The 10,560-nt window shown below is 72.7% G+C and carries 10 protein-coding genes; 3 read left to right on the top strand and 7 right to left on the bottom strand.

Annotated elements, in window-relative coordinates; translation table 11 throughout:
* Positions 1–106: 106 nt before the first annotated feature.
* From H488_RS30195 to H488_RS30175, 5 genes are all read right to left on the bottom strand, one after another.
* Positions 107–319 (bottom strand): hypothetical protein, encoded by a 213-nt coding sequence (locus H488_RS30195; protein WP_017833937.1) that lies wholly within the window; start codon positions 317–319, stop codon positions 107–109.
* A gap of 94 nt (positions 320–413) precedes the next feature.
* Positions 414–1,292, bottom strand: coding sequence for an ABC transporter ATP-binding protein (locus H488_RS30190; protein WP_017833936.1), 879 nt, complete (start codon positions 1,290–1,292; stop codon positions 414–416).
* A gap of 16 nt (positions 1,293–1,308) precedes the next feature.
* Positions 1,309–2,082: an ABC transporter permease gene (locus H488_RS30185; RefSeq protein WP_017833935.1), complete on the bottom strand. Its 774-nt coding sequence runs from the start codon at positions 2,080–2,082 to the stop codon at positions 1,309–1,311.
* Positions 2,079–2,873 carry an ABC transporter permease gene (locus tag H488_RS30180; RefSeq protein ID WP_051063790.1) on the bottom strand — a complete coding sequence of 265 codons (795 nt, stop codon included), beginning with the start codon at positions 2,871–2,873 and terminating at the stop codon, positions 2,079–2,081. The genes H488_RS30185 and H488_RS30180 overlap by 4 nt, the downstream gene beginning before the upstream one ends.
* A gap of 38 nt (positions 2,874–2,911) precedes the next feature.
* Positions 2,912–3,877, bottom strand: a complete 966-nt coding sequence (locus tag H488_RS30175) for an ABC transporter substrate-binding protein (protein WP_031283239.1) — start codon at positions 3,875–3,877, stop codon at positions 2,912–2,914.
* 132 nt (positions 3,878–4,009) lie between these two features.
* Here H488_RS30175 and H488_RS30170 point away from each other — a divergent pair, with 132 nt between their 5' ends.
* Positions 4,010–4,960, top strand: coding sequence for a LysR family transcriptional regulator (locus tag H488_RS30170; protein ID WP_017833932.1), 951 nt, complete (start codon positions 4,010–4,012; stop codon positions 4,958–4,960).
* Positions 4,961–5,054: 94 nt separating this feature from the next.
* Entirely contained in the window at positions 5,055–6,656 is a 1,602-nt protein-coding gene (gene mdlC / locus H488_RS30165) for a benzoylformate decarboxylase (RefSeq protein WP_031283236.1), read from the top strand.
* Positions 6,657–6,680: 24 nt separating this feature from the next.
* Here the strand turns inward: mdlC and manA are convergent, their stop codons facing one another.
* Complete coding sequence (gene manA, locus H488_RS30160) at positions 6,681–7,784, bottom strand: mannose-6-phosphate isomerase, class I (protein ID WP_017833930.1); 1,104 nt, start codon at positions 7,782–7,784, stop codon at positions 6,681–6,683.
* Positions 7,785–7,857: 73 nt separating this feature from the next.
* On the opposite strand from manA, the gene H488_RS30155 reads away from it, so the two are divergent.
* Positions 7,858–9,258 carry a phosphomannomutase/phosphoglucomutase gene (locus tag H488_RS30155; RefSeq protein WP_031283233.1) on the top strand — a complete coding sequence of 467 codons (1,401 nt, stop codon included), beginning with the start codon at positions 7,858–7,860 and terminating at the stop codon, positions 9,256–9,258.
* Positions 9,259–9,324: 66 nt separating this feature from the next.
* On the opposite strand, the gene H488_RS30150 is transcribed toward H488_RS30155, so the two are convergent.
* Positions 9,325–10,512, bottom strand: coding sequence for a globin domain-containing protein (locus H488_RS30150; RefSeq protein ID WP_017833928.1), 1,188 nt, complete (start codon positions 10,510–10,512; stop codon positions 9,325–9,327).
* Between the last annotated feature and the right edge of the window lie 48 nt (positions 10,513–10,560).

The following is a 10,560-nucleotide window of genomic DNA, read 5'->3' as shown; positions in this document are numbered from 1 at the left end:
ACGCCCGCAGCAGCACGGGGGAGAGGAGCAGGAACCAGACGTAGGCCCGGACGTACCAGAGGATCTCCCCGGCCTGCACCGGCCAGGTGAAAACCACTTCGAAAACTCACCAGAGGTGGCGGCACTGCCCGTTCTGGCAGGAGAACTCGGGGGCGCGCCCGTCGGGCAGCATCATCGACGGGGACGCCAGCTCGACGTCGCGCGCCAGGTCCCAGTCGTCGGGCATGATCTGCACGTAGACCAGCTCGAACCCGGTGGCGCCGCAGCGCGGGCACGGCGCGGTGGTGCCGCGCAGACCGTCGGACGGGGTGGTGCTCATGGCGGGCCTCCCGGGGAGAACGGCCCCGGGCGCTCCGGAGCCGGTGGGCCCAGTGTAGTGGGCGCACCGGCTCCGGACGCGGCCGCGGGCCGGCTCAGACCCTCGTGCCCGCCTCCCGCTTGGCGCGCTGGATCTCCTCGTAGACGTGCCCGCGCAGCTCGGTGAACCGCGGCAGGCCGCGGGTGGTGAGCTGGTCGCGGTCGTCGGGCAGGTCGATCGGGAGGTCCTCCTGGACCACGGTGGGCGAGCTCGAGAGGATGATGACGCGCTCGCCGAGGTAGACGGACTCGTCGATGTCGTGGGTCACGAACAGCACGGTCACGCCCATCCGGTGCCACACGTCCCGGATGAGGTCCTCGAGGTCGGCGCGGGTCTGGGCGTCCACCGCGGCGAAGGGCTCGTCCATCAGCAGGATCTTCGGCTGGTAGGCGACCGCCCGGGCGATGGCGACGCGCTGCTGCATGCCGCCGGAGAGCTGCCACGGGTACTTCTTGTCCGCGCCGCGCAGGTCCACGGCGGCGATCGCCTCCTCCACGAGCCGGTTCCGCTCGTCCCGGGCCAGCCTGGCGTTCTTCAGCGGCAGCTCCACGTTCTCGCGGACCGTCATCCAGGGGAACAGGCTGCGCCCGTACTCCTGGAAGACCACGGCCATGTCCTTGGGCGGACCGGTCACCTTCTCGCCGCCCAGCAGCACCTCGCCGGAGGTCGGCGCCATGAGCCCCGAGATGCACTTGAGCAGCGTGGTCTTGCCGGAGCCGGAGGGCCCCACGAGGCACGCCAGCTCGCCGCGGCCGAGGTCGAACGTGAGGTTGCGGACCGCCTCCACGTCGCCGTGGTCGCTCTGGTAGATCTTCTGCAGCCCGCGCACGGACAGCAGCACGTTCTTCCCGCCGGTGCGTCCCGCGCCGGCGTCCGAGACCCCGGTGGCGGTCGCGTCCGTGCCGGTCCGGGGTGCGGTCGCGCCGCCGTCCACTGCCGAGCTTCCTGATTCAGCCTGCATTCTCCACCTCTTTCAGGCCCCGGTACCAGGCGAGGACCTTGCGTTCAACACGTTGGAAGACGAACGCCAGCACCACCCCGATGAGACCCAGGACGGCGATGCCGCTCCACATCTCGGGGATGGCGAACGATCGCTGGAACTGCACGATGGTGAAGCCGAGCCCCGAGGACGAGGCGAACATCTCCGAGATCACCATCAGGATCAGCCCGATCGACAGGGCCTGCCGGATGCCGGCCATCATCTGGGGGCTGGCGGCGGGGATCACCAGGTGGACGATCCGCGACCACCCGTGGATCCCGTACGAGCGCGCCGTCTCGTTCATGACGGAGTCGACCGAGCGCACGCCCTCGATGGTGTTCAGCAGGACGGGCCACACGGACCCGAGCACGATCACCACCACCTTCATCTGGTCGTTGACGCCGATGAGCAGCATCAGCACGGGCACCAGCACCGGAGGCGGGATCGCCCGGAAGAACTCGAGCACGGGCTCCAGCAGGTTCCGCAGCCAGCGCACCGACCCGATCACGAGACCGGCGACGACGCCGACCAGGATGGACAGCGCCAGCCCCACCAGGAGCCGGCCGATGCTCGGCAGCACGTCGTCGAAGAACCGGTCGCCGAACCAGACGTCCACGAACGTCGTGGCGAACTCGCCCGGCTCCGGGACGTAGAAGTTGGTCGTCGTCAGGGTGTAGGCCCACCACAGCAGGACCAGCAGGACGGGCAGCGCGAGCGCGTAGCCCAGGGTCTTGACGAGTCTCACACCGCCACCTCTCCGCGGACGGACGAGTGCCAGGCCAGCGCCCGGCGCTCGAGCGCCCGCATCCCCAGGTTGATGAGCACGCCCAGCAGCCCGGCCGTGACGATGAACGCGTACATGGCCGTGACGGCGCCGCCGGACTGGGCCAGGGAGATCTCCCGGCCCAGCCCCGGCGTGCCGATCACGAGCTGGGCGGTGACCGCCAGGATCAGCGCCACGGCCGCCCCGAGCCGCAGCCCGGTGATCACGTAGGGCAGGGACGTGGGCCACGTGACGTACCGGACGCGGGCCAGCGTCCCGAGCCCGTAGCTCTTGGCCGTGTCCTGCGCCACGGTGTCCACGTCCCCGACCCCGTAGAGGACCTGGATGAGGATCTGCCAGAAGGACGCGTACACGACCAGCAGCAGGGTGGACTCGAGCTGCACGCCGAACAGCAGGACGGCCAGCGGGATGAGCGCGACCGACGGGATGGGCCGGAGGAACTCGATCGTGCTGTGGGTGGCCCGGCGCAGGAACGTGCTGCTGCCGATGACCAGCCCCAGGACGATCGCGGCGACCGCGGCGATCAGCAGCCCGAGGAACCAGGCCCGGACGGTCTGCCAGACCGCCAGCCAGAAGCCCGCCGAGCCGAGCTGCTCCCCGAGCTCCAGCAGGACCGCGCTGGCCGGGGGCAGGTACCGGGGGTCGACGATCCCCGTCAGGGGCAGCAGCTCCCAGGTGAGCAGGAACCCGAGGATCCCCAGCACCCCGAGAACCCCGGGCCCCCAGGCCCGTCCCGTGCGCTTTCGTGCCATGTCGTGCTCCCTCCCTCGGGTGCCGGGTCCGCGGACGGCTACGGCAGCAGCGCGTCGAGGTCGGGGGCCTGCTCGAGGGTCCCGTACTCCACGGCGGCGTCGCCCAGCTTCTGCAGCGCCTCGCGGTCGAACTCGGTGCGGAAGCGCGGCAGGGCCATCTCGGCGCGCAGCTCGTCGCTGATCTCCGTGTAGGTCCCGACGATCTCCCGGACCGCGTCCGGGTTCTCGTTCGCGTACTCGAGCGAGCGGTTCATGGCGTTCTGGAACTTCTCCACCAGCTCGGGGTCCTCCTCGAGCTTCTGGGCGGTCGTGAAGTAGCCGGCGATGTCGAGCTCCGGGTCGAACTCCACGAAGTTGTAGGACACCGCGCGGGCGCCCTCGTCGAGGACCTGGGTGAGGAACGGGTCGAGGATCCAGGCCGCGTCCACCTGGCCGCGGTCGAGCGCGGCCGGGGCGTCCGGGAAGCCGACCTCCACGAAGTCGATGCTCTGCGGGTCCCCGCCGGCCTGCTCGACGACGTGGCGGATCGTCGTGTCGCCGATGTTGTTGAGGTTGTTCACCGACACCGTCTTGCCGGCCAGGTCCTCGGGGCCCTGGATGTCCGAGTCGGCGGGCACCACCACGGCGCCGAAGTCCCGCTCGGTGTCGCCCGAGGTCGTGGTGCCGTTGGCGACGTACTCGAGGTCCAGCCCCTCGCCCTGGGCGACCATGACGGACAGGGTGTTGCCGAAGGCGAAGTCGAAGTCCCCGCTGACCACGCCCGGCACGGCGGCGGCGCCGCCGCTGGTGGTCTGGATGTCGAGGTCGATCCCCTCCTCCTCGAAGAAGCCCTGCTCCTCGCCCAGCCAGATGGCGGCGGTGTCGACGATGGGGATGACGCCGACGGTGACGGCCTGCATCTCCCCCTCGGCCTCCGTGCCGCCTCCGCTGTCGCCGCCGCCGCCGCACGCGGCCAGCGCCAGTACGGATCCTGCTGCTCCCAAGCCGATGAGCGGTCGCCGCATCGTGCCTCCCCTGTGTCGTCCGGTGCCCGTTGTGATGGGGATCACTCTAGTGACGTAGCATTCACAAACCAGTGCATGTTGTCGATGGACCGATGTATGACATCTATGAGTCGCTGACCGAGGAGGGGTGCCGTGGAGCTGGACCTGAACCTGATGCGCGTGTTCTGCACGGTCTACGAGCAGGGCAGCGTCACGGGGGCCGCCGCCGAGCTGCACCTCACCCAGCCCACGGTGAGCCACGCTCTGAAGAACCTGCGCCGGCAGTGCAACGACCAGCTGTTCGTCCGGGAGGGCCGGGGCCTGAGCCCCACGCCGTTCGCGAGGAGCATCTTCCCGCAGGTCAAGGCGGGGATCGCCCAGGTGACCGCGGCCGTCTCCTCGGGCGGGCTGTTCGACCCGGAGACCGCCCGCGAGCGCTTCACCCTGGCGCTGACCGACCTCGGGGAGCTGGCGTTCCTGCCGTCCGTCATGGTGGCGCTGCGGGAGCAGGCACCCGGTGTGGAGCTGACCGTGCTGCCCCTGGACGTGGAGCGCGTCCCGGAGGACCTGCTGCGCAACCGGGTGGACGCCGCGATCTGCGCCCCGTACATCGGCGGGCCCGGCATCGTCCGCACCGTCGTCGGCACCGACGAGTACGTGGTGATCGCGGCCCGCGGCCACCCGCGGGTCCGGGAGCGGCTCACGCTCGAGCAGTTCGCGGAGGAGCCGCGGATCCGGCTCGCCCCGTCGATGGGCCACGACCTCGCCGAGGTCGCGGCGGAGCGGGCGGGCGCCCCGGGCAGCACGGCCCTGCGGCTGTCCCACTTCACGGGCCTGGTCTCCGTGGTGGAGCGCACCGACTGCCTCGCGGTGCTGCCGCGGTTCCTCGCCGAGACGCTCCAGGAGGCGGCCGGGATCCGGGTCTTCCCGCACCCGGTCGAGATGCCGGTCCTGCAGCTGGCCGCCTACACCCGCGAGACCGCCCACCAGCGCCCGGCGCAGCAGTGGTTCGCGCGGCTGGTCGTGGACACGCTGCGGGAGTCCGTCTCGCCGGACCCGTCGGCGCCGCTGCGGCCCGGGCCCTGGCATCGTCGCCGTCTATGAGGGGATAGAAAACATCGACTGGCCGTGCCCCCGGCCCCCTTCTACTCTCGCGGTGAGGCGGCACGCCGGTGCCGCGTCCCGATTGGAGCGCAGCGTGACCACCATCCGTGCCAGGACCCACCGCTGGATGCAGGCCCGGGGCCTCGACACCGTGTTCGGCAACCCGGGCTCCAACGAGCTGCCCTTCCTGCGGGACCTGCCCCCCGGCATCCGGTACGTCCTGGGGCTGCACGAGGGAGTGGTCGTGGGCATGGCCGACGGCTACGCGCAGGCCACGGGCCGGCCGGCGCTCGTGAACCTGCACTCGGCCTCCGGCACGGGCAACGCCATGGGCGCGCTGACCAACGCCGCCAGCTCGCACACCCCGCTCGTGGTCACGGCCGGCCAGCAGGTGCGCGCCACGATCGGCGCGGAGCCCATGCTCGCCAACGTGGCGGCCCCGGACCTGACCTCCCCGCTGACGAAGTGGGCGGGCGAGCCGCTGTCCGCGCAGGACGTCCCCCGCATGCTGGACCAGGCCCTGTGGGAGGCGTGCACCGGGTCCCGCGGCCCCACCTACGTCTCGGTCCCCTACGACGACTGGGACCGGGAGTCCGCCGACAACGACGACTACCTGCTGCCCCGGCGGGTGGTCGAGGGCCTGCACCCGGCCCCCGAGCACGTGCGGGAGATCGCCGGTCTGCTGGCCGGAGCCCGCCGGCCCGCGCTGGTGCTGGGCTCCGAGGTGGACGCCGTGGCGGCGAACGGGGTCAGCCGCGAGCTCGCCGAGCTGCTCGGCGCCGACGTGTGGGTGGCGCCCTCCCCCTACCGGCTCCCCTTCCCCAACCGGCACCCGCAGTTCCGCGGGGTCCTCCCCGCCTCGGAGCGGGGCGTGCACGCCGCCCTCGAGGAGAACGACGTGGTCCTGGTGCTCGGCGCCCCCGTCTTCCGCTACCACCAGTACGAGCCCGCCCGGTACCTGGCCGAGGGCACGCAGCTGCTGCACGTCACGGAGGACCCGGGCGAGGCCGCCCGGGCGCCGTTCGGGACCTCGTTCGTGGCCGGGCTCGCCGCGACGGCCGCGGCCCTGGTGGCCGCCCTGCACGAGCGGGACGGCGGGGCGCGCCCGGCCGCCCCGGTCGGGTGGACGGTGCCGCCGCCCGCCCGCGAGCCCGTGGACGGCGTCTTCCACCCGGGCGCCGTGTTCGAGGTGCTGCGCGAGACGGCGCCGGCGGACACCGCCTACGTGGTGGAGTCGACCTCCACCAACGGGGACTTCTGGAGGCACATGGACCTGCGGGAGCCCGGCTCCTACTTCTGGCCGGCCTCCGGCGGCCTGGGCTTCGGGCTGCCCGCGGCGGTCGGCGTGAAGCTGGCCCGGCCGGACCGTCCCGTCATCGGGGTGGTCGGCGACGGGTCGGCCAACTACGGGATCACCGCCCTGTGGAGCGCGGCGCAGTACCGGGTCCCGGTCGTGTTCGTGATCCTCAACAACGGCACCTACGGCGCGCTGCGCTGGTTCGCGGGCATGCTGGGCACGGGGGACGTGCCGGGGCTGGACGTGCCGGGCATCGACTTCCTGAGCCTCGCGCGGGGCTACGGGGTGCCCGCGCAGGCCGCGGGCACGGCCGCGGAGCTCGCCGACCTGGTGCGGCAGGGTCTCGCGGCCGAGGGCCCCACGCTCATCGAGGTCCGCACGGAGCTGACCACCCCCTGAGCGGCGCCGCGCGCCGGGGGCGGCTCAGCGGCAGGAGACCGTAAACACCCTGGCGTCGCCGGACAGCTCGACGGTGCCGGGGCCGCCCCGGTGCAGCAGCGACTCCCCGCCGGCCAGCTCCCACTCCCGGCCGGCGGCCCGCACCAGCACCCGGTCCCCGGTGCTCAGCAGGACCGTGGTGCCCCGCAGCCCGACGGGCACGGCCCGTCCCGGCACGAGCTCGTGGGCGGTCAGCGACAGCCGCTCGTCCCACAGGGGGTAGACGCGGCGGCCGTGCTCGTCGGCGGCGGGCTCGACGACCTCCGGGGCCGCCTGCTCGTCGGCCAGCACGGCGAGCAGCTCGGCCACGTCCACGTGCTTGCCCGTCAGCCCGGCGCGCAGGACGTTGTCCGAGGAGCTCATCACCTCGATCGCCGTCCCGGACAGGTACGCGTGGAGCTGCCCGGCCGGGGTGTGCAGGGACTGCCCCGGGGCGAGGCGGACGTGGTGCATGCACACCGCGACCAGCAGCCCGCGGTCGCCCGGGTGCCGGTCGTGCACGTAGCGGACCAGCGAGGCCACCGGGTCCTGCGGGCCCGCGGCGCGGGCCGCGTCGACGGTCGCCGCCACGGCGGCCGCGGCGGCGGCGTCGTCGAGCGTCAGCACGGCCGGCAGCACGGGGTGCCCGCCGGCGGCGGCGTCGCGCAGCCAGTCCAGCCCCAGGCGCGCGGCGGTGGCGCGCAGCCGGTCCGCCGGCTGCACCCCCGTGAGCAGCTCCACGTCGGTGAGGGCCACGACGGTCTCGGGCTTGGCGGAGCGGTCCTTGTAGTTGCGCCGCGGGTCGTCGAGCGGGATCCCCGCCCGCTGCTCGCGCTCGAAGCCCGCCTCGGCCTGCTCCGGCGAGGGGTGCACCTGGATGGACAGGGGGGCGTCGATGGCCAGGATCTTGAGCAGGAACGGCAGGCCCTCCAGCGGCTCGTCCCGGCCGTCCCGGACGACGACGGAGGGCGCGGAGGGGTGCGCGCCGACCCACAGCTCGGCCTCGGGCTCGGGGCTCGGCACGGGTCTGCCCTGGAGGCGGGCCAGCACCTCGCGGGAGCCCCACGCATAGTGCTGGACGGGATTGCGCATGCGGAGGATCTCGACCATGCTCGTCATCCAATCACAGGACCGCCCGCGCCCCGCGGCACCCGGGAGCGCCCGTGGCCTAAGATCACCCCTTGTGACTATCGATCTCTCAGCTTCGTTCAAGGCCTACGACGTGCGCGGCATCGTGGGCGAGTCCATCACCGCGGAGACGGTCCGGGCCACCGGCGCCGCGTTCGTGGACGTCCTGGGCCTCGCCGGCCTGACGGTCCTGGTGGGCGGCGACATGCGCCCCTCCTCGCCGGAGTTCGTGGACGCCTTCGCCGAGGGCGCGGTCCGCCGCGGCGCGGACGTCGTGAAGATCGGGCTGATCTCCACCGACGAGCTGTACTACGCGTCCGGGACGTTCGGCGCCGCCGGGGTGACCTTCACGGCGAGCCACAACCCCGCCGAGTACAACGGCATGAAGATGTCGAAGGCCGGGGCCGTCCCGGTCTCCTCCGAGACGGGCCTCTACGACATCCGCGACCTCGCCCAGCGCTACCTCGACGACGGAGCGGTCCCGGAGGCCCCCGTCCCCGGCACGGTCACCGAGCGGGACGTGCTGACCGGCTACGCGGAGTACCTGCGCTCCCTGGTGGACCTGTCCGGGACCCGCCCGCTCAAGGTGGTGGTCGACGCCGGCAACGGGATGGCGGGGCTGACCACTCCCGCGGTGCTGGGCGACGCCGTGCTGGAGCCGCTGCCGCTGGAGGTCGTGCCCCTGTACTTCGAGCTGGACGGCACGTTCCCCAACCACCCCGCCAACCCGCTCGAGCCGGAGAACCTCGTGGACCTCCAGCGGGCCGTGCGCGAGCACGGCGCGGACCTGGGCATCGCGTTCGACGGCGACGCCGACCGCTGCTTCGTGGTCGACGAGCAGGGCGGGGCCGTCTCGCCCTCGGCCGTCACCGCGCTCGTGGCCGAGCGGGAGATCGAGCGCGCCCGGGCGGAGGGCGTGGAGAACCCGGTGATCATCCACAACCTCATCACGTCCCGCGCCGTGCCCGAGCTGGTCACCGCCCGCGGCGGCCGCCCTGTGCGGACCCGGGTGGGCCACTCGTTCATCAAGGCCGTCATGGCCGAGGAGGGCGCCGTGTTCGGGGGCGAGCACTCCGCGCACTACTACTTCAAGGACTTCTTCAACGCGGACACCGGGATGCTCGCCGCGATGCACCTCCTGGCCGCGCTGGGCGAGCAGGACGGGCCGCTGAGCGAGCTGATGCACCAGTACGACCCGTACGCGGCCTCCGGTGAGATCAACTCCACGGTGGAGGACAAGGCCGGTGCCGTCCGGCGGGTCGTCGACGCCCTGGCCGGCCGGGACGTGAGCGTGGAGGAGCTGGACGGCACCACGCTCAGCTGCCCGGACGAGGGCTGGTGGTTCAACCTGCGCCCCTCCAACACCGAGCCGTTCCTGCGCCTCAACGTCGAGGCGAAGGACCCGGCGACGATGGAGCGGGTCCGGGACCGGGTGCTGGACATCGTGCGCGCCTGAGACCCCGGCACGCAACGGGGCCCCGCCGGACGAGCCGTCCGGCGAGGCCCCGTGCGCTGCGGGCGCTCAGACCGCGGCGGTCTCGCGCGCCTCGTCGTGGAGCATCCACTGGTCCGGGCCCAGGATCTCGTAGGCCACGCTGCGCCCCGGGACGCCCTGGGCGATCACGGCGGAGCGGACGGCCTGCATGAAGGGCAGCGGGCCGCACAGCACCACCTGGGCGTCGGCCGGGATCCGCACGGCGCCGAGGTCCATGAACCCGTCGTGGTCGCCGTCCCCCGGGGTCTCCATCCAGGTCTCCAGGCGGGCGTGGGGCAGCTCGGCGACCAGCATCTCGTGCAGCTCGCGCAGCGCCCAGTCCTCCGCCGAGCGGTCGGCGTGCAGGACGAGGACCTGCCGCTGCGACTCCTGGCGGACGAGCCGGTCCAGGAACGCCAGCATGGGGGTCACGCCGATGCCGGCGGAGGCCAGCACGAGCGGCCCCTCCCCCTCCGGGAGCACCACGTCCCCGTAGGGGTTGGAGACCCGCAGGACGTCGCCCACCTGCACGTCGTGGCAGAGCACCGGGGTGACCTCGCCGCGCTCGTCGAGTCGCACGGCGATCCGGCGGGTCCCCTCGGGCCCGGGCACCAGCGTGAACTGCCGCGGCTGGTCCACGCCGTCGGGCATCCGCACCTCGACGGTCACGTACTGGCCGGCCACCGCGGGGGTCATCGGGGTGCCGTCGGCGGGCTCGAGGGTGATCGCCGTGGTGGTGGTCCCGGTCTGCTCCTTGGCCGCGACCCGGAACGGGGCGAAGACCACGCTGTTCGCCTGGCCCGCGTAGAGGCCCTCCTCGATCTTGATCAGGGCGTCGGCCATCAGCCAGTACACCTCGTCCCAGGCGGCCACGACCTCGGGCGTCGCGGCGTCGCCGAGGTCCCGGGCGATCGCGCCGAAGAGGTGCTCGTGGACGATCGGGTAGTGCTGGGGCAGCACGCCCAGGGACGCGTGCTTGTGCGCCACGCGGGAGAGCAGCTCGTCCGGGTAGCCCTCGGGGTGGGTCAGCAGCCAGGAGGCGAACATCGCGATGGAGCCGGCGAGGGCCTGCGCCTGGGTCCCGTTCTTCTGGTTGGAGCGGCTGAACATGCCGTCCAGCAGATCGGGGCGCGCCTCGAACATGGACCGGTAGAACTCGGGGGTGATGAACGGGATGCGCTCGGCGACGACGCCGATGGTCTGCTCGATGACGGGACGGGACTGGTCGGACAGCACGGTTGCCTCCTGGGGAGCCGGTGGATGACTCCTCAAAAGTAGCATCTC

It is taken from the genome of Kocuria sp. UCD-OTCP, assembly GCF_000349605.1.
GTDB classification, from domain to species: Bacteria; Actinomycetota; Actinomycetes; order Actinomycetales; family Micrococcaceae; genus Kocuria; species Kocuria rosea.
Note: the sequence above shows the minus strand (reverse complement) of the source record. Positions and strands in the feature narration are given on the sequence as shown.